This is a genomic window from Streptococcus halitosis (assembly GCF_003143695.2).
Taxonomy (GTDB): Bacteria; Bacillota; Bacilli; order Lactobacillales; family Streptococcaceae; genus Streptococcus; species Streptococcus halitosis.
The window spans coordinates 1,102,456-1,121,371 of record NZ_QEMY02000001.1 but is presented as its reverse complement, the minus strand read 5'-3'; the positions used below and the strand labels follow the sequence as shown (position 1 = coordinate 1,121,371).

Below are 18,916 nucleotides of genomic sequence, written 5' to 3'. Positions count from 1 at the left end.
AATTGGAAAATTGACGGAGGGGCTCCTGCTCCGAGAAAATTTCATCTTTTTCACACAGCTTTAGGCCATGTTCAATTCTATCTATATTCTAACAAATACAAGATACTTCCACCCTAGAATCTTTGTACAAGATTTAAAGGTGTAAAATCTATAACTTATCTTTTAATTTCTCAACAAAGAGATAGGCTGCTGGGCAGGTCAAGGTATTCTTAATCGTCAAATGGTTGATTTGATGGATCTTTTTCCGGTCTGTATGGGGAAATTCACGGCAAGCCTTGGGACGAACGTCATAGATGGAACAGAGATTATCTCCTCCTAGAAAGGGGCAAGGCATGGATTTGAAAACCTTGTCCCCGTCTTCATCTACCTGTAAAAACTCTGCTTCAAAGGCTGGTAATTTCATCTTAAAGTACTTAGCGATACGGGTGATATCTGCTTCTTTAAAGTCGGGCCCCAAAGTCTTGCAACAGTTAGCACAGGCGGTGCAATCAATCTCAGCAAAGACTTCTTGGTGAATCTGCTGCGCAATCTTGTCTAGATTTTTTGGTGGCTTTTTCTTTAGGTTAGCTAACACTTTGCGGTGCTCTTTCTGCTTTTGCAAGGCTAGTTGATGGTAATACTCAATATCAATCTCTTTAGACATAATTTCTTTCTAATTCAAGTGTTTTTGTCTATTATACCATAAACACTGCCCCCTTTTTGCCCCCTGAATAGAAAAAAAGCCCTTCGGAAAAAATCCGAGGGGCTAGAAATGTTGTTAAATCAACGATTATTTATTAAGGTTATCTTCCTATTATTTAGAGTATCAAACTACACTTGTTTTTAATCTTCCTTTTAACTAATAAACCAAGTAGAAAAGGATGCGATACTTTTAAAGGGTAAAAAATAAGGTAATAAAATTGACAAATTCAGCAAGCAAGGATAGTACCCATCACAAGGTGCTATTTTTTGGCAATGACGTACTAACTTTTGATTGATGAGTTTTATTAGTAGGTATTTCTTTCATTTCTCGATATAAATCAATAAAACTTTTTCCAACATTATTTTTAGAACTTACTGTATTTATTTTTGTATTGATCATTTTTTTATTATCAAATGAATGTTTGAAGAAATCCATGATTAATTCTCCTTTCTCATCCTATAATCAATATTCTTTTCAATATCAAAATAGTATTTTCTATCAATCCAAACAGGACCCTCTCCTTTAGAAATAGCAAGTACATCTACTGGGCCTCCAACTGTTTCAAGAGTATTGACAATTTTTCTTTTAAACGAAGTTAATTCAATAAATGTTTTAGCTGTACTAGCCATTTCATTAAGTGGCTGCATTCCAATCAAATCTATTATAGGATTAATATAATAGCTTTGTTGTATAAATGATATATTTTCAAATATTTTCTCAATTTCATCACCTAATCCCCTCTTTTCCATAACAGATGATATTTGTTCTGCTATAAATACATTTAGGTTAGGATCTATACCATTCATAATTGTTTCAACCATCTCTGACTGTGCAAAGGGGATTATATGACAATTTTTATGATGATTTATTTCGCTTTCATTAATAACTCTCCAAATTAATCGCTGCGAAAAAATTCCATTCAGCTCAATTTGCCTAATGGAAGGAAAAATCTCTTTACTCCCATAACCTGCAATAACTAGTCCAGTGACGTTTGATGAGTCATATCCAATGAATATTGCTTTATATAAAGATTTAGAAATAATCTCAACCTCACTGGGTGTATGTGGAAAAGTTTGAAAAAAATCTTCTACAATTTCCTTGATTATATCTAATTCAGCATCAAAAAATTCTAAACCATCTTCTATTTTTATTTCAGAAATTTCTAATTTAAAATTAGTAATACTATCTAGTAAGATATTATTAAAATCATCTTGGGATATTGTTTCACCATTAGAAACTCTAGAATCTGCTGTTTCTTGTGCTTCAAACGCAATTTTGTCCAAAATACTTTTTGTACTTCTGACAAGATAATTTATTAATAACTCCTCAACTTGAAGGTGTTTAAAAGAAATTAAGAATCTTATTAATTCATCAACATATTGAGCAGTATTTTCTAAGGTATTTTTTCCAATAGTATTCTTAAACTCATTTAGGATTACTTCCCAAGGAATTTCCATAAATGAGGCATTTCCGTATATCATGATTCCAATAGAATGTTCTTTCGACAAGGTGAACAACTTTCGAGCACTATTAAAAACCTTTGAATTTTTTCCATCCGATAAGGTTACAGCACTATCAGAAGCTAATACAACACCATTTTTATTTAATATTCCAATTTCTGCAGTCAAAAATAGCACCTCACCTTTCTAAACTTGCTCGTGTTCTAAACAGCACAACAGCCAATATTTTACCAAGACTTGCAAACACTTTTAAAACAGTATCAAGTTGTGAGCTAGTCTTACCAGTTTCCATTCTTGCAATATCTATTTGGCTTACTCCGCTAAGCTCCTCTAGTTTCCTCTGACTAATACTATTTTCATTTCTATCCTCGATAAGTTTGCTCATGATATCCATACGCATATCACTTTCTAAATCCTCTTCTTTGCTAAGAAGCTTAGCTCTAACATCTTTCTAGTTACTACTGTTTGTACCACTTTTCATTATCTAACCAATTCTTTTAAATCTTTTAATTCATGCTTCTTAGCTTGTTCAATTTCTTTCCTTGGGATCTTTTGTGTCTTTTTCATAAAATGGTGCAATAAAACTACCACTAATCCAAGCTATAAGTAAAAAACTATCCCTTAGTTATTTTGAATCGCAAATTCACTCATATAAATATTCAATATATAGGTCACCTGCACGTGTTCAATGTTAACTAACAATTCGATATCATCATGTATTTTATTGAGTTTCATTCTACTATCTTTCCCATTTTTACTAGCAAGTTCTCTCATATGCTCTAAAACCGGTTCAATGCTATTTTTATCCTAGTAAAAATAGATAATATGTACCTTTTCACCTATTTCTAAAAACAATTATATGCTAAAAATTTTTATTTGTAAATACTTTCAAGTTATCAAAATATAAAAAGCACTAAGGGAAAGCGCCCCAAAGTGCTTAATATCAAGGCTTTACGCCATCTAATCTAGAAATTAGATTATTTCTTAAGGTTGTAGAATGATTTCAATCCACGGTATTCAGCTACTTCACCAAGTTGGTCTTCAATGCGAAGCAATTGGTTGTATTTAGCGATACGGTCTGTACGTGAAAGTGAACCAGTCTTGATTTGTCCTGCGTTTGTTGCAACTGCGATGTCAGCGATTGTTGAATCTTCAGTTTCACCTGAACGGTGTGATACAACAGCAGTGTAACCAGCTTCTTTCGCCATTTCGATAGCGTCGAAAGTTTCAGTAAGAGTACCGATTTGGTTAACTTTGATAAGGATTGAGTTAGCAGCACCTTCTGCAATACCTTTTTCAAGGTAAGAAGTGTTTGTTACGAAGAAGTCGTCACCAACCAATTGAACTTTACCACCAAGACGTTCAGTAAGAGCTTTCCAGCCGTCCCAGTCGTTTTCATCCATACCATCTTCGATAGTGATGATTGGGTATTTGTTTACCAATTCTTCAAGGTAGTCGATTTGTTCTGCAGCAGTACGTACAGCAGCGCCTTCACCTTCAAATTTAGTGTAGTCGTAAACTTTACGTTCTTCATCATAGAATTCTGATGATGCACAGTCAAATCCGATAAAGACATCTTTACCTGGAACATAACCAGCAGCTTCGATAGCAGCAAGGATAGTTTCAACACCGTCTTCAGTTCCTTCGAAACGAGGAGCGAATCCACCTTCGTCACCTACGGCTGTTTCAAGACCACGAGATTTAAGGATTTTCTTAAGAGCGTGGAAGATTTCAGCACCCCAACGAAGAGCTTCTTTGAATGTAGGTGCACCAGCAGGTACAATCATGAATTCTTGGAAAGCGATTGGAGCGTCAGAGTGAGAACCACCGTTGATGATGTTCATCATTGGAGTTGGAAGAACTTTAGTGTTGAATCCACCAAGGTAGCTGTAAAGTGGGATTTCAAGGTAGTCAGCAGCAGCACGAGCTACAGCGATAGACACACCAAGGATTGCGTTTGCACCCAATTTACCTTTGTTAGGAGTACCGTCAAGTGCGATCATAGCACGGTCGATAGCTTGTTGGTCACGTACATCGTAGCCGATGATAGCTTCAGCGATGATGTTGTTTACGTTGTCAACAGCTTTTTGTGTACCAAGACCACCGTAACGAGATTTGTCACCGTCGCGAAGTTCAACTGCTTCGTGTTCACCAGTAGAAGCTCCTGATGGAACCATACCACGTCCGAAAGCACCTGATTCAGTATAAACTTCTACTTCAAGTGTTGGGTTACCGCGTGAGTCTAGGACTTCGCGAGCGTAAACATCAGTAATAATTGACATTTTTTACTCTCCTTTGAGTTAAATTTTTTACACCTCTATGATACCTCAAAAATAAGCGTTTTTCAAGAAAAAACGTTATCTTTGTGCAAATTTTCCTTAACTTTATAAAGTAATCGCTTTCTTTTTGTCTGTTTTCTAGCGATTTTTGTGATATACTATTTTTATGACAGATTTATCAAAACAACTACTAGAAAAAGCTCATGGTGGGTCGAAATTAAATCCTGACGAACAACGCCGCTATCTCGGCACTTTCGAGGAAAGGGTTCTTGGCTATGCGGATATTAATACTGCCAATAGTCCTGAATTAGAACATGGATTTTTCTCTATTTTAGAAAGTTTCCAAGAAAAGGTAGAGATACTTTTTGTGAAGATCTCACCAAATATCGAGTTTGACAAACAAGTCTTTTACTTAAGACAAGCAAAGGAAAGTAATTGCCAGGCGACTATTGTTTCAGACGATCATATCACTTCTCCTTTTGGCCTTGTCATTCATACGAACGAACCTGTTCAAGTAGATGAAAAGGACCTTAGACTTGCATTCTCAAATCTCTGGGAGGAGAAAAAGACAGAAACTCCTAAAAAATCCATCTGGAAAAAATGGTTAGGTTAATCCTTCCTCATATTTAATAAATGACCGATATTAGTAGCTGTGTGTTCCAAATAGAAACTTGCATTTTTCAAACTATCTTCCAAAGGTTCACTTTTCTCTAAAATTGAAAAGGCTGCTTGTATATTTTCGAATGGTAGGGGAGGTAAATCCTCGGAAAGACTACCGCAAATAGCAATAACAGGAACTCTGTTAGGGGTTCTTTTTGCTACGCCTATAGGCGCTTTTCCAGCAAGGCTTTGACTGTCCAGTCTACCTTCACCAACGATAACCAAGTCAGCATCTGCAACTTTCTTGTCAAAGTCAATCAAATCCAAGCAAGTATCAATTCCAGATACGATACAGGCCTCAGCAAAGGCGCAGAGCCCAGCAGCAATACCACCTCCAGCTCCTGCTCCTTTAAGAGATAGGGTGGAAGGTGAGGATTTTTCATAGAACTCCTGTATAGCCAGATCTACCGTCTCAAACAAAGCAGGATCCAAGCCCTTTTGTTTTCCAAATGTATAGGTTGACCCTCGATGACCACATAGAGGGCTCTCAACATCTGCTAAAATGCGAATTTTTACATCTTCAGGAATCCTATATAGGTCATCTTTGGAAACTGATTCAAACTCAAGCAAAGTCTGACCGCAAGCTGGCAATTCTTTTCCATTCTTATCATAAAAACGATAACCTAAACCAGCAGCAATGCCTATCCCACCGTCATTACTAGCCGTACCACCAACCCCGATATAGATTTCTTTCATCCCTTGATCAACGAGATGGCGAATCAACTCTCCGATACCTCGGGTTTGGATGTGAAGAGGATTTCGTTTCTCCCGCGAAATCTTCCCAAAACCAACCAAGTCAGCAACTTCAAAGAGCGCTACTTGACCTTTTTGAAAGTAGCGCATTGCTTCATTTAGGCCAAAAGGTCCAGTCACCTCTTGCCATTTTTCTTCGAGTTCAAGAGAATGTTGAATAGTATCTACAGTTCCTTCCCCACCATCACCAACAGGGCAGAGCAGACATTCTACATCCGCTATTGACTGTTCGAAGCCTCTTTTTATAGCTTGAGCGACCTCTTCTGCCGTCAAACTTTCTTTAAAAGAATCGGGTGCAATTACAATTTTCATAGTTCCCTCTCATTCTAAGAAATCAATCAAAGGTAGAGCTTCCAAAAAATCCCTTTTATCTACATGACAAGCTATCTCAGATTTTACGAATTCTTTGGCACAAAATGCAATACCACGTCCTGCTGACTTTAGCATCAAGAGGTCGTTAGCACCATCACCGATGGCAATCGTTCTTTCTTTGGAAAGTCCTAATTCCTTTCTCCATTTCTCAAGAGTAGCATTTTTTACTTGACCTGTCACGATTTCACCAACTAATTTTCCTGTTAAAAAACCGTCTTTGACTTCCAACTGGTTGGCGGAGAAATAGGAAATACCAAGGGATTTTGCTAATCTCTCAACTATTGGTGCAAATCCACCAGACACTAGACCGACTAGAATACCCTTCTTTTGAAGGATGTAGATAAATTCTTGAGCATTCTTGGACAGATGAATGGATTTGAAGACAGTATCAAAGACCGAAACCGGAAGGCCTTTTAACAAAGCTACCCTCGCTCGTAAACTTGTTTCAAAGTCCAGTTCACCTCGCATTGCCTGTCTTGTAATCTGCGAAATTTCTTCTTCGCAACCTGCTTCTCTTCCTAAAAGATCAATCACTTCCTCTGCTATCAGGGTTCCGTCAACGTCCATGACACAGAGCCCCATTACTTGAGACATAAACTTTCCTTTCTAAACAGCCCAAAAATCGTATGAAAGAATCATACGATTTTATCTATTAGTTGACTAGACTATGGTACAAGTCAAGATAAGATTTGCAGGCTGTATCCCATGAGAAATCGCATTCCATAGCTTGTTTTTGTAGATTTTTCCAAACGTCCGGCTGGTACTTATAAACATCCAAGGCTGTTTGGAAACTCCAGTTAAGCCAGTATGGTGTTAAATTGTCGAAGCTAAATCCAGTACCAGTTCCTTCGATCGGATTGAAGGATTGAACTGTATCTCTTAGTCCACCCACTTCATGAACCAATGGTAGTGTTCCATAACGCATAGCCATCATTTGTGACAAGCCACATGGTTCAAAACGACTTGGCATGAGGAAGAGGTCACAAGCTGCATAAATTTCTTGAGCGAGCTTGACGTCAAAAGTGATATTTGCTGATAGCTTGTCAGGATAGACTTGAGCAAACCAGGAGAAGGAATGTTCAAAAGCTGGGTCACCTGTTCCTAAAAGAACGATTTGAACGTCCTCTTGTAAGAAACGATGCAAGCTTTCTACAACAACATCAAAGCCTTTTTGACGGGTCAAACGAGAGACAATCCCAACTAGAGGAACATCTGCTCGCACAGGCAACCCAACTCTCTCTTGCAATTTTGCTTTGTTTTGCGCTTTTCCAGACAAATCTTCTTTATTAAAATGATAGTCTAAAAGTGGGTCTGTCTCAGGATTATAAAGATCTGCGTCAATACCATTAACTATACCTGAAACCTTACCTGACTCCATGCGAAGAATCTGGTCCAAACCGCAACCAAACTGACTGGTCATAATCTCATGTGCATAGCTAGGAGAAACTGTTGAGACACGATCCGCGTATAGGATACCAGCCTTCATCCAGTTAAGGCAATCATTCCAGCGAAGGGTTCCATCAGCATAGCGTTCAAATCCAACACCAAACAAATCCCACAACATTCCTTCAGAAAATTGACCTTGAAATTCCAAATTATGAATAGTTAAAACTGTTCTGATTCCTTGATATGCTTGAATCCAATGATACTTTTCTTTCAACAAGAAGGGAATCATGGCTGTGTGGTAATCATGAACATGGAGAAGGTCAGGAATAAAGCCGATGCGTTCCATGGCTTCAAGAGCAGCCAGTTGGAAAAAGGCAAAGCGTTCACCATCGTCAAAATCACCGTACACATGGCCACGGAAGAAATAATATTGATTATCAATGAAGTAGAAGGTAACCCCATTCAAGACCGTTTTCTTAATACCACAGTACTGTCTACGCCATCCTACACTAACTTCAAAGTGGAGAACATCCTCTATTTGGTCACCAAACTTAGCTTCTACCATATCATAGTAAGGCAAGAAAACTGCAACTTCGTGCCCTGCTTTTACAAGTGATTTGGGAAGGGCACCAATGACATCGCCCAAACCACCTGTTTTTGAAAAGGGTGCTCCTTCTGCCGCTACAAATAAAATTTTCATGAGTAAATGTCCTCTGTTACTGTTTCACCCTTCTTAACTACAACTGGATGTTCTGCTGTTCCTCGAATGACAACACCGTCCGCAACTTCAACTCCTTTGTCTAGGATGGCATATTCAACTTGGGCACCCTGACCAATCACAACACGAGGGAATAAAATGCTGTCTTTCACCACACTATCTTTGTGAACATAAATGTTACGAGATAGGACTGACTGAACTACTTCACCCTCAATGATACTACCAGAAGCAAACTGAGAAGTACTTACTTTTGAAGTGTTCGCATAGTAGGTTGGTTCTTCATTCTTAACTTTGGTATAAATCTTTTGGTTAGGTGAGAAGAGAGAGTAGAATTTTTGAGACTCCAACATATCAATATTGGCTTGATAATAGGATTGAACGGAGTGAATATTGGCTAGATAGCCCGTGTATTCGTAAGCAAAAGCACCTTCTTTTACAGCTAAATCGCGGAGAACATAGCGTAATTTTTCTGGATATTCTTTTTGAACTTCTTCTTCAAGTCGTTCAATCAACCACGGAGTATCAACGACGAATATATCTGTAGACATGTTGAAAAGTTCATCTGTTGATTTGGCATCAAAAAGTTTATGAGAAAGAACATGGTCTGTTTCATCCACTTCCAAGATGGCATTAACATCTGAAATATCCTTTTTAGGTAATTTCTTATAAACAACTGTAATCGGACGACCGGCAGTAGTATGTAAATGGAATACTTGATTGAGGTCAATATTCACCACGATATCACAGTTAAGTGCAACCGTCTGATTTGATCCTGAACGTTTCAAATAAGTGAGAAGCTGTTGGTAATATTCTTTCCCAACTGTGCTACTTTCAACACTCGTATTATAAATACCTAGATAGTAGTGGCTGAGAAGGGTAGATAAGCCCCACTCACGTCCTGAACGAATGTGGTCAAAGACTGAACTGATATTGTCTTGTTGGAAAATTCCAAAGACACTACGAACACCAGCATTTGCAAGGCTAGAAAGAGGGAAATCAATTAAACGATATTTTGCTCCAAATGGCAAGCTAGCCACCGGACGGTGTTCTGTTAACGTTGACATATCATGAAAACCAACTGTGTTTCCTAAAATGGCTGAATATTTATCAATCTTCATCTGATGCTACCCCCACTACTTCATTGTATCCTACTACTTGTACTTCGTCTGTTCCATCAATTTCGACACCTTCAGAAATAACAGCACCCTCACCAATAATGGCACGTTTAATTTTTGCACCTTTTCCGATAATGGCACCACTCATGATTACAGAGTCTACTACTTCAGCACCCTCACGTACTTGCGCTTCTGTTGAGAGAATAGAATGCTTAACAGTTCCATCCACGAGACAGCCATCCACAACTAAAGAATCTTCTACATGAGCGTGTTTTCCAATAAAGTTTGGTGGTGAAATCAAGTTCCGTGAGTAGATTTTCCACTGACGATCACGACTATCCAAAGCGTTGTTTGGATCAATGTATTCCATATTTGCTTCCCATAGAGACTCGATAGTACCAACGTCTTTCCAGTAGCCTTTGAATTCATAAGCATAGACGCTTTCTCCAGACTCAAGGTAATTTGGAATAACGTTTTTACCAAAGTCTGACATATCTACCTTGTTCTTTTCAGCAGCAACAAGCATATTGCGGAGACGTTTCCAATCAAAAATATAAATCCCCATTGAAGCCTTTGTAGACTTAGGTTGAGCAGGTTTTTCTTCAAATTCAACGATACGGTTATTGGCATCTGTATTCATGATACCAAAACGGCTAGCTTCCTTTAGAGGTACGTCTAGAACAGCTACAGTCAGACTGGCATTGTTATCCTTGTGGGACTGAAGCATATCATCGTAGTCCATCTTGTAGATATGGTCACCAGAAAGGATCAAAACATACTCAGGATTAATACTATCAATGTAGTCGATATTTTGGTAGATAGCGTGACTGGTCCCTTCAAACCAACGGTTTCCCTCACTCGCAGAGTAGGGTTGAAGGATAGAAACACCTGTGTTAATACCATCTAGTCCCCAGCTAGAACCATTCCCAATATGGTTGTTCAAAGCAAGAGGTTGGTACTGCGTAATAACACCAACATTATGAATCCCAGAGTTTGCACAGTTGGAAAGAGCAAAGTCAATGATACGGTAGCGCCCACCGAATTGCACCGCCGGTTTGGCAATGCTTTGAGTGAGTTTTCCGAGACGTGTTCCTTGCCCACCCGCAAGGATCAAAGCTAGCATTTCATTCTTCATTTTCTACTCCTTTATAAAGACATGTGAACGTTAAAATCGAAAGAAGGTCGGAAGTCAAACTTTTTATAAAAATAATAAGAAATCCATTTCTCTTGTGTTTCAAGTCCAATACAAGTACATCCGTTTTTAAAATATTAAAAATTGTAATCAACAGCCTGCTATTCTTTTTTCTTAGCTGGTTTCAAACGACGCTTGATCTTCCAAATGCTTGCTCCCATAGCAGGCAAGGTGAAGGTCAAAGTCTGCTCGTAATCTTTCCATAAGCCTTCTTGAGTCTGAACTGTTTGATTGTGTTCTTTCCACACACCTCCCCATTCTTCTAATTCTGTATTCCAAACTTCTTCGTAAATACCTGCAACAGGTAACCCAATCGTAAAGTCTTTACGTTCAACTGGTGCCATATTAAAGACACAGACTAACATTTCGTCCTTCTTTCCCTTACGAATAAAGGAGAGAACACTCTGGTCTCTATTATCCGCATCAATGATTTCAATGCCGTCATAACTAGTATCAATTTCCCAAAGACAGCGATGTTCTTTATAGAATTGATTCAGTTGAGAAGTGAAATGCTTCATCTTGGCATTCATCGGATCTTCTAGATTAGACCATTCCAACTGCTCCTCAGACTTCCACTCTAAGAATTGCCCGTACTCACTGCCCATAAAGAGCAATTTCTTACCTGGATGACAAATTTGATAAGTGTAGAGATTTCGCAAACCTGCAAATTGATTGTATCGATCTCCCCACATCTTGTGCATCATGCTTTTCTTACCATGTACGACTTCATCATGCGAGAATGGTAGGAGATAGTTTTCATTGAAAACATACATAAAGCTGAAGGTCACAAGATTAAAATCATACTTGCGATAAATTGGATCTTCCTCGTAGAAACGGAGAATATCGTTCATCCAGCCCATATTCCATTTATAGTCAAAGCCAAGACCACCCATTTCTTTCATGCCAGTAATCTTTGTTGCTGATGAACTTTCTTCTGCAATCATCATGATATCTGGATGAGCTAACTTGATCACAGTGTTTAAACGTTGAAGGAAATAATAACCTTCATAGTTAAGGTTTCCACCGTCTTTGTTTGGAGTCCAAGGAGCATTATCATAATCTAGGTAAAGCATATTGCTCACTGCATCGACCCGAATACCATCTAAGTGGTAAAAATCAATCCAAAATTTAATACTTGAAATCAAGAAAGACTGGACCTCATTTTTCCCGAGGTCAAAATTCAGCGCACCCCATCCATAGTTGTGAGCCTTGTTGTGATCTTGGTATTCAAAAGTTGGTGTGCCGTCATAATACGCCAAGGCATCATCATTAATAGTGAAATGACCTGGAACCCAGTCTACAATCACTCCAATATTATTTATATGACATTCCTCAACGAAATCTTGGAATTCCTCAGGTCTGCCATAGGAATGTTCAAAAGCAAAGTAACCCATAAGCTGATAGCCCCAGCTCAAGCCAAGTGGGTGAGCCATTAAAGGCATGAACTCAATATGTGTATAGTTCATCTCAACTAAGTATGGAATCAACTCGTCTTTCAGCTGCGAAAAAGTATAGGGACTACCGTCTGGATTTCTCTTCCAAGATCCTGCATGGGCCTCGTATATATTAACTGGTCTCTCGAAAAATCCCAAACGTTTGCGACGTGCTAGCCAAAGACCATCTTTCCATTTCTTTTCACGGATATTGGTCAGAACTGCTCCTGTACCCGGTCTAGCTTCAAAATAAACTGCCAACGGATCAATCTTCATAATCTGGTGACCATTTGCACGCGTGATATGATATTTATAAATCTGACCTTCCTGAGCCTGACTAGTAAAGACTTCCCAAACACCTGCTTCATTACGAACCATAGGAATTTGATTCTCGACCCAATTAGTAAAATCCCCAACTAGATGAACTGCTTGTGCATTTGGTGCCCAAACCCTAAAAGTATAGCCAATTTCTCCGTTTTTCTCCTCTCTATGTGCTCCTAAATAATGCTGGAGGTGAAAGTTTTCACCTGTAGTAAAGGTTCTTAATGCTTCTTGATTATTCATTCGATCCCCTCTCTTTTGTAAGCGTTTTCTATGATTCTATTATACACTCTTTTAAGATAACTTTCAAGTAATTTACGAAGAAAATCATATTTTTTTATGAAAGTCTTCAAAAAATTACCGAGCATTTTAAAAAAGATATCCCGAAAATAGAATACGAAACAATTTCCATATATTTTTTTATTATAATACCAGAATATTCGTTTTTTAACAATTTTAAACTGTATTTTTTTGAAAAAAATAAAATCAGGAAATCGATTTCCTGATTTTATATATTATTTCACATCAAATACAATGGATTTAACATTTGTCATCGCTTCGATACTATATTTAATTCCTTGTACTCCTGCACCAGAACCTTTTACACCAAGGAATGGGAAATTATCTGGTCCACGTTGTGTTTTATTATTAATATGAACGGTTCCCACTTCAAGTTTCTCAGCGATTTCAAATGCCTTCTTAAAGTCATTTGTAAAGACAGAGGATTGAAGACCAAACTCAGATTCATTGGCAATTGCTACTGCTTCATTCGCATCTGCGACACGGATAATTGGTAGAACAGGGCCAAACGGCTCTTCCCATGCTACTTTCATATCTTTTGTAACTTGGTCAAAAAGCACTGGCCAGAGAAGATTGTCTTCACGCTTGATTGGTGTAAGAGCCTGAGCACCTTTTTCTTGTGCATCTTCAATCAAGTCCCAGATGAAATCAGCTGAAGCGTTATCAATAACAGGTGTGATATCAGCATTGTCAAATGGATCACCGACTGTTAGCTTAGCGACTTTAGCCTGGAGCAATTCGGCTAACTTGTCTGCTATGCTTTCTACAACTAAGACACGTTTGATAGCGGTACAGCGCTGACCAGAGTAGCTAAATGCACCACCTACGATTTGATTGGCTGCATTTTCCAAATCTGCATCTTCTAAAACGATTGCTGCATCTTTCCCGCCAAGCTCCAGCATAACTGGGCGCATACCAGCTAAACGACCGATACGCTCACCAATCGGTGTTGAACCTGTAAAGTTAATGAAGTTCACTTCCTTGTGTTCGATGATGTAGTCTCCGATCTCAGAACCACGTCCAGTGATGGTGTTAAAGACACCTGCTGGAATTCCGGCTTCGTCAAATGCTTTAGCTAGCAAGAGACCAGAAATAGATCCTTGCGTTGGTGGTTTAAACATAACAACATTCCCTGCAATCAAAGCCGGAGCAATCTTGGATCCAGAAAGGTTGACTGGGTAGTTAAATGGCGCAATAGCTAAGACAACTCCAACTGGCTCACGACGGACAACGGCTAGTTTGTTTTTACTTGCAGCTTCAAAACCGCCACCTTCCATCGCTTGTCCAGTAATACGGAGACCTTCCTCAGCAGCAAAACGGATCAAATCTGCTGTACGTACTACTTCTCCAATGGCTGCTTTAATCCCTTTTGCAACCTCTTTGGCAAGAATTGTACCAATTTTTTCTTTATCACGTTCCAAAATATCTGCTGTCTTATGTAAATAGGCTGCACGCTCAACTGGTGCTAAATCACGCCATGCTGGGAGAGCTGCACGCGCAGCTTTCATAGCCTCATCTACTTCAGCTTGGCTCATAGCGGGTACTGTACCTAGTTTTTCTTGATTGATAGGAGAATAGATCGCAATCTCGTTCTCTGATGATTTCCATTTTCCATTCACTAAATTCTGATAATTTGTCAAATTCTCTTCCTCCTGAAAATGATTAAAACTTATTTTATCAAATTTTCAGAAAATTACAACCCTTTTTGTGAAAATATTGATATTTTTTTCACAAACTTGATTCTTCAAATTATTTGAATTTTATTCCTATTAGATATTGGTTTTTCAATAAAAATCAAAAAAGGTCTAGTTAATCTAAACCTTTTCAGAACATTAATTTACGAGAGTACTTTTAGAACCACGACACTGATATCATCAATCACATTAGACTCTTTAGAACGACTATTAGACACCAGCATTTCAAGATTTCCTGCATTTTCAAAATAGAAGGAAGTTCCTTTAGCATTGAATACCACCAATAAGTGCTCTGGTCCACCGTGAATTTCGTAAACAATCCACCCACTATTTTCAGCAGCTGTATGGACAAAAACATGACGGTAAACTTCTTCGTATGTAGGATATGAGAAGGCACTAGTCTGTGTTTTCAGTCGAATAATCTGACGGACAAACTCAATGCTTTCTTGTCTTTCATTGATCAAATCCCAGTTTATTTGGTTGACACTGTCAGGAGCGTTGTAACTATTCATAGCACGTTCTCGGTCTGCGGGAGTGAGTTGTCCATCTTCACCTGTCGGAATTAACTTGGTTCGACCAAATTCTTGGCCAATTTCCATAAAGGACATTCCTTGCATGAGAAGGTTCATTGCTGTCGCTGTCTCAACCTTGCGCATAATCTGGTCTGAACTTTGATCAGGATGAAGCGTCGCCAGCAGGTCATGAAGATTGTAATTGTCATGGGCTTCAACATAGTTGAGAACCTGGTTTGGACTCAGATAAGAGCCCAATTCTCGGCTACCAAGAATAGCCTTGGCTACGATTGGTTCGGTGGCTGCACCACTGACAAATCCTGACTTGATTGCACCATAAACTTCTCCTCCTTTGATCGCATCACGCTGATCATCGTTGAAGAATCCGATATTTGGCATCTGGTAGGCATTGTCCTTCTTGGCCTTGTCATAAGGTGCAAGACCTGTTCCCATATCCCAGCCTTCTCCATAGGTGATAATACGGGGATCAACCTCATCTAGCGCCCAACGAATTGCTTGCATGGTTTTGACATCATGAATACCCATCAAGTCAAAACGGAAACCATCAATATTGTATTCTTTCACCCAGTATAGGAGAGAATCAATCATGTACTTACGGAACATTTCATGTTCACTGGCTGTTTCATTTCCTACTCCTGTACCATTTTGGAAGGTTCCATCTCGGTTCATGCGGTAGTAATAATCTGGAACTGTTGTCTGGAAAGGCGCATCAACCGTTGAGAAGGTGTGATTATAAACCACGTCCATGATGACACCAATTCCTGCATCATGATAGGCCTGAACCATGGTTTTTAGATCACGAACGACTTGTCCAGGATCATCTGGATTGCTAGAGAAACTTGGTTCTGGTGCATTGTAGTTTTGAGGATCATAGCCCCAGTTATAGGTTACGTTTCCATCCCCATCGTATTCCTTATGGCGATCAAAGATTGGTTGAAGTTGAACATAGTTGCAGCCAAGTTCTTTGATATAGTCAAAGGCGGTTGCTTGTCCGAATTGGTTAGTCGTTCCTGTCTGTGCAGCCCCAAGGAAGGTTCCACGGAGATGCTCTGCCACTCCAGATGTTGGAGATTTTGTCAAATCTCGGATATGCATTTCACAGATAACAGCTTTACATGGATTTTCCAAACGCCAAGGAGCTTCTGTCCCATGTTTGACTTCAAATCCATCTACTTGTGTCTCTTTGTGTGAGAGAATAACAGAACGTTTTCCGTCAGGACTGGTTGCAATTGTATAAGGATCTCTTGCCAAACTCTTGTGATGAGGGAATTCAATCTGATACTGATAAGCCTTGCCAGCAAGATTTTCATCTAAATCTAGACCCCAAACACCAATAGTATTGTACTTATGACTATATGAATAGCTATTCCCACGCTCTAGATTAAAGATTTTCCAAATCGGAGCATCGTTGCTGGTATTTTCATAGACAACCACCTGTACAGCTGTAGCTGTAGGAGCCCAAAGTTTAAAGCTTGTCTGATAATCTGAAAGGCTGTAACCTAGTTCTCCTTGGTAGCCCCAGTGGTGATCGTAGCTAGCGCTATGGATTGCTTTATCAAAAGCAAATGGATTTTGATCTTTGTAGTAAGGACTTGCAATGGCTGGATTTTCAGAATAATAAACTGTCTCATCACCATCCAAAATCCAAACCTCAGTCAACAGTGGATAATGGTTAAACCGCAGGAGATAGTCCTTTGTCTTTCCATCGATTTCGACAGAAAAGGTCAGAGTATCGAGCCTTTCTGCACTTGTAACTGTAAAGGAGAATTTTGCTCCAAAATAGTCATTTTCATAATACAAATTTTCTTTAATATCCGCCTGTTTTCTACTGAATGAACAAGCGGCATAATCCTCATTTTTTCGGTGAAAATGGATGACTACAGGGTATCTATACATTTCTTTTCCTAATTTCTAATTTCAATTTAAATTTTTTATGTGGTGCTGAAGAATTTAGCGGGAATTTCAGCACAATAGAGAATAGCATTAATAGATATAAAAACACATCAGGAGAGATAGTTCCAGACTACCTAACATCTAGTTTTCAACTATTCCTTACAAACTTTCTAGCCAGGCTTCATCTCGAACCTCGATACCAAGTTCTTGCGCTTTTTGGAGCTTGCTTCCTGCATCTGCTCCTGCTATGACAAGGTTCGTTTTCTTAGAAACACTACCTGTGACTTTGGCACCAAGACTTTCGAGTTTACTTTTGGCTTCAGAGCGCGTGAGGCGTTCCAATTTCCCCGTTAGCACAACGGTCAAACCTGACAAGGCCGCATCTACCACGACTGTCTGCCCTTTGTAGTCCAAATTGACTCCAGCTTCTTTCAACTCGTCTAAGAGAATCTTCGACCCTTCTGTAGCAAAATAAGTCTGAAGGCTTTGTGCAATTACATTACCCAAGCTCTCGATACTTGCTACTTCCTCTGGATCAGCTTGGGCTAGATTTTCAATAGAGTGGAAATGTTGGAGCAAGAGCTGACTAGCCTTACTTCCGACATGGCGAATTCCCAAGCCAAATAAAAGCTTCTCAGCTGAGTTTTCCTTAGATGCTTGAATAGCCTGATACAGTTTTGACGCAGACTTTTCCTTGACACCTTCTAAAAGGAGGAAATCACCTTCTTTCAAACGGTAAATATCTGCCACATCCTTGACTAGATTAGCAGCAAAGAGCTTTTCAACGATGGAAGGACCAAGCCCAGTAATATTCATGGCATCTCGAGAGGCAAAGTGAATCAAACCTTCCATGATTTGGGCAGGACAGCGAGGATTGATACAACGTAGAGCAACCTCATCTTCAAAATGAAGTAACTGACTGTCACAGCTTGGACAGTTAGTCGGAATATCTAGTTTTTCTTCAGAAACACGCTTGGACTCTACCACACGCAAAACAGCAGGGATGATGTCCCCAGCCTTATAGACGATAACTGTATCGTCTTTGCGAATATCTTTTTCAGCAATATAGTCTACGTTGTGTAGGGTCGCACGGCTAACAGTCGTACCAGCAAGCTGAACAGGTGTCAGATTGGCAGTTGGCGTGACAACCCCAGTACGGCCTACTGTCCAGTCAACTGAGAGTAGTTTGGCTTCTTTTTCCTCAGCAGGGAACTTGTAGGCCACTGCCCACTTAGGCGCTTTGACAGTAAAACCGAGCTCTTCTTGCCCTGCTAGGTCATTGACCTTAATCACCACCCCATCGATATCATAAGGCAGATTCTCTCGTTCCTGTCCAACTTCTTGGATGAAATCCCATATCTCATCTATGCTTTCAGCCAGAATTCGTTTAGGATTAACTACAAATCCAAGCTGTTCAAGATGCTTCAAGACTTTTTCTTGGCTATCACGAGTAGAAGGGCTGGCTTCTTGATAGAGGAAAGTGGCAAGATTGCGCTTGGCTACTACTGCTGTATCCAGCTGACGCAAGGTCCCAGCTGCTGCATTACGAGGATTGGCAAATTCAGGCTCCCCATTTTCTTGGCGAGTTTGGTTGACCTGATCAAACGAAGCGCGTGGCATATAACACTCTCCACGAACGGTGATATCTAGTTCTTCTGGCAAGGTCAAAGGAATGTCCTTGACACGCTTGAGGTTCTCTGTGATATTCTCTCCAATAGAACCATCCCCACGTGTCGCACCGACAACCAAAATCCCCTTTTTATACGTAAGCGAGATAGATAAACCATCGATTTTCAGCTCACAGATATAGATTGGATGGGGTAATTCCTTTCGAACACGCGCATCAAAAGCTTCTAACTCTTCACGTGAAAAAGCATCCTGCAAACTATAAAGAGGATACTGATGACTGTATTTTTCAAAACCATCTAAAACCTTACCACCAACACGATGGGTCGGACTGTCCGCTAAAACTTGATCTGGATAGGCAGCCTCCAACTCGACCAACTCTCGGTAGAGGCGATCATACTCGCTATCTGAAACCGAAGGATTGTCACTCGTATAGTACTCCGTCGCATAGCGGTTGAGTAAGGCAACTAACTCATTCATTCTTTCATTCATAAAACCA

14 protein-coding genes and 2 pseudogenes are annotated in these 18,916 nt (G+C 39.5%); 1 reads left to right on the top strand and 15 read right to left on the bottom strand.

What is annotated here, in order from left to right; genetic code table 11:
* Positions 1–148 precede the first annotated feature (148 nt).
* From DB729_RS05540 to eno, 6 genes and pseudogenes are all read right to left on the bottom strand, one after another.
* Positions 149–643, bottom strand: coding sequence for a YkgJ family cysteine cluster protein (locus DB729_RS05540; protein ID WP_000031476.1), 495 nt, complete (start codon positions 641–643; stop codon positions 149–151).
* Positions 644–931: 288 nt separating this feature from the next.
* Positions 932–1,117: a hypothetical protein gene (locus tag DB729_RS05535; RefSeq protein ID WP_109290043.1), complete on the bottom strand. Its 186-nt coding sequence runs from the start codon at positions 1,115–1,117 to the stop codon at positions 932–934.
* A gap of 2 nt (positions 1,118–1,119) precedes the next feature.
* Complete coding sequence (locus DB729_RS05530) at positions 1,120–2,310, bottom strand: Ntn hydrolase family protein (protein WP_109290213.1); 1,191 nt, start codon at positions 2,308–2,310, stop codon at positions 1,120–1,122.
* An 18-nt stretch (positions 2,311–2,328) separates the two neighbouring features.
* Positions 2,329–2,593: pseudogene (locus DB729_RS05525) on the bottom strand (helix-turn-helix domain-containing protein); the annotation flags it as partial.
* 7 nt (positions 2,594–2,600) lie between these two features.
* Positions 2,601–2,916, bottom strand: a pseudogene (locus DB729_RS05520) (type II toxin-antitoxin system RelE/ParE family toxin).
* 203 nt (positions 2,917–3,119) lie between these two features.
* Entirely contained in the window at positions 3,120–4,424 is a 1,305-nt protein-coding gene (eno, locus tag DB729_RS05515) for a surface-displayed alpha-enolase (protein ID WP_000022823.1), read from the bottom strand.
* 163 nt (positions 4,425–4,587) lie between these two features.
* Here eno and DB729_RS05510 point away from each other — a divergent pair, with 163 nt between their 5' ends.
* On the top strand, positions 4,588–5,034 hold the full coding sequence (locus tag DB729_RS05510) for a DUF1694 domain-containing protein (RefSeq protein WP_033585277.1): 447 nt from the start codon (positions 4,588–4,590) through the stop codon (positions 5,032–5,034).
* Here DB729_RS05510 and DB729_RS05505 read toward each other — a convergent pair.
* From DB729_RS05505 to ligA, 9 genes are all read right to left on the bottom strand, one after another.
* A complete protein-coding gene (locus tag DB729_RS05505) occupies positions 5,031–6,146 on the bottom strand; it encodes a glycerate kinase (protein ID WP_109290045.1) in 1,116 nt (371 codons plus the stop codon). The genes DB729_RS05510 and DB729_RS05505 overlap by 4 nt on opposite strands.
* 9 nt (positions 6,147–6,155) lie before the next feature.
* On the bottom strand, positions 6,156–6,800 hold the full coding sequence (gene serB / locus DB729_RS05500) for a phosphoserine phosphatase SerB (protein ID WP_109290046.1): 645 nt from the start codon (positions 6,798–6,800) through the stop codon (positions 6,156–6,158).
* 58 nt (positions 6,801–6,858) lie between these two features.
* Positions 6,859–8,292, bottom strand: a complete 1,434-nt coding sequence (gene glgA, locus DB729_RS05495) for a glycogen synthase GlgA (RefSeq protein ID WP_084938643.1) — start codon at positions 8,290–8,292, stop codon at positions 6,859–6,861.
* Positions 8,289–9,428 carry a glucose-1-phosphate adenylyltransferase subunit GlgD gene (gene glgD, locus DB729_RS05490; protein ID WP_000687044.1) on the bottom strand — a complete coding sequence of 380 codons (1,140 nt, stop codon included), beginning with the start codon at positions 9,426–9,428 and terminating at the stop codon, positions 8,289–8,291. The genes glgA and glgD overlap by 4 nt, the downstream gene beginning before the upstream one ends.
* Positions 9,418–10,560 carry a glucose-1-phosphate adenylyltransferase gene (locus DB729_RS05485; RefSeq protein ID WP_000787257.1) on the bottom strand — a complete coding sequence of 381 codons (1,143 nt, stop codon included), beginning with the start codon at positions 10,558–10,560 and terminating at the stop codon, positions 9,418–9,420. The genes glgD and DB729_RS05485 overlap by 11 nt, the downstream gene beginning before the upstream one ends.
* A gap of 158 nt (positions 10,561–10,718) precedes the next feature.
* Entirely contained in the window at positions 10,719–12,614 is a 1,896-nt protein-coding gene (glgB, locus tag DB729_RS05480; RefSeq protein WP_061598356.1) for a 1,4-alpha-glucan branching protein GlgB, read from the bottom strand.
* Positions 12,615–12,886: 272 nt separating this feature from the next.
* Positions 12,887–14,311, bottom strand: a complete 1,425-nt coding sequence (locus tag DB729_RS05475; RefSeq protein ID WP_109290047.1) for an NADP-dependent glyceraldehyde-3-phosphate dehydrogenase — start codon at positions 14,309–14,311, stop codon at positions 12,887–12,889.
* A 197-nt stretch (positions 14,312–14,508) separates the two neighbouring features.
* Positions 14,509–16,794, bottom strand: coding sequence for a type I pullulanase (gene pulA / locus DB729_RS05470; protein WP_109290048.1), 2,286 nt, complete (start codon positions 16,792–16,794; stop codon positions 14,509–14,511).
* A 156-nt stretch (positions 16,795–16,950) separates the two neighbouring features.
* Entirely contained in the window at positions 16,951–18,909 is a 1,959-nt protein-coding gene (ligA, locus tag DB729_RS05465; RefSeq protein ID WP_109290049.1) for an NAD-dependent DNA ligase LigA, read from the bottom strand.
* Positions 18,910–18,916 lie beyond the last annotated feature (7 nt).

Excerpts from the sequence above, each read along its gene's own strand:
- DB729_RS05540 (WP_000031476.1), bottom strand. The coding sequence starts at position 643 with ATGTCTAAAGAGATTGATATTGAGTATTACCATCAACTAGCCTTGCAA.
- DB729_RS05535 (WP_109290043.1), bottom strand. The coding sequence starts at position 1,117 with ATGGATTTCTTCAAACATTCATTTGATAATAAAAAAATGATCAATACA.
- eno (WP_000022823.1), bottom strand. The coding sequence starts at position 4,424 with ATGTCAATTATTACTGATGTTTACGCTCGCGAAGTCCTAGACTCACGC.
- DB729_RS05510 (WP_033585277.1), top strand. The coding sequence starts at position 4,588 with ATGACAGATTTATCAAAACAACTACTAGAAAAAGCTCATGGTGGGTCG.
- DB729_RS05505 (WP_109290045.1), bottom strand. The coding sequence starts at position 6,146 with ATGAAAATTGTAATTGCACCCGATTCTTTTAAAGAAAGTTTGACGGCA.
- serB (WP_109290046.1), bottom strand. The coding sequence starts at position 6,800 with ATGTCTCAAGTAATGGGGCTCTGTGTCATGGACGTTGACGGAACCCTG.
- glgA (WP_084938643.1), bottom strand. The coding sequence starts at position 8,292 with ATGAAAATTTTATTTGTAGCGGCAGAAGGAGCACCCTTTTCAAAAACA.
- glgD (WP_000687044.1), bottom strand. The coding sequence starts at position 9,428 with ATGAAGATTGATAAATATTCAGCCATTTTAGGAAACACAGTTGGTTTT.
- DB729_RS05485 (WP_000787257.1), bottom strand. The coding sequence starts at position 10,560 with ATGAAGAATGAAATGCTAGCTTTGATCCTTGCGGGTGGGCAAGGAACA.
- glgB (WP_061598356.1), bottom strand. The coding sequence starts at position 12,614 with ATGAATAATCAAGAAGCATTAAGAACCTTTACTACAGGTGAAAACTTT.
- pulA (WP_109290048.1), bottom strand. The coding sequence starts at position 16,794 with ATGTATAGATACCCTGTAGTCATCCATTTTCACCGAAAAAATGAGGAT.
- ligA (WP_109290049.1), bottom strand. The coding sequence starts at position 18,909 with ATGAATGAAAGAATGAATGAGTTAGTTGCCTTACTCAACCGCTATGCG.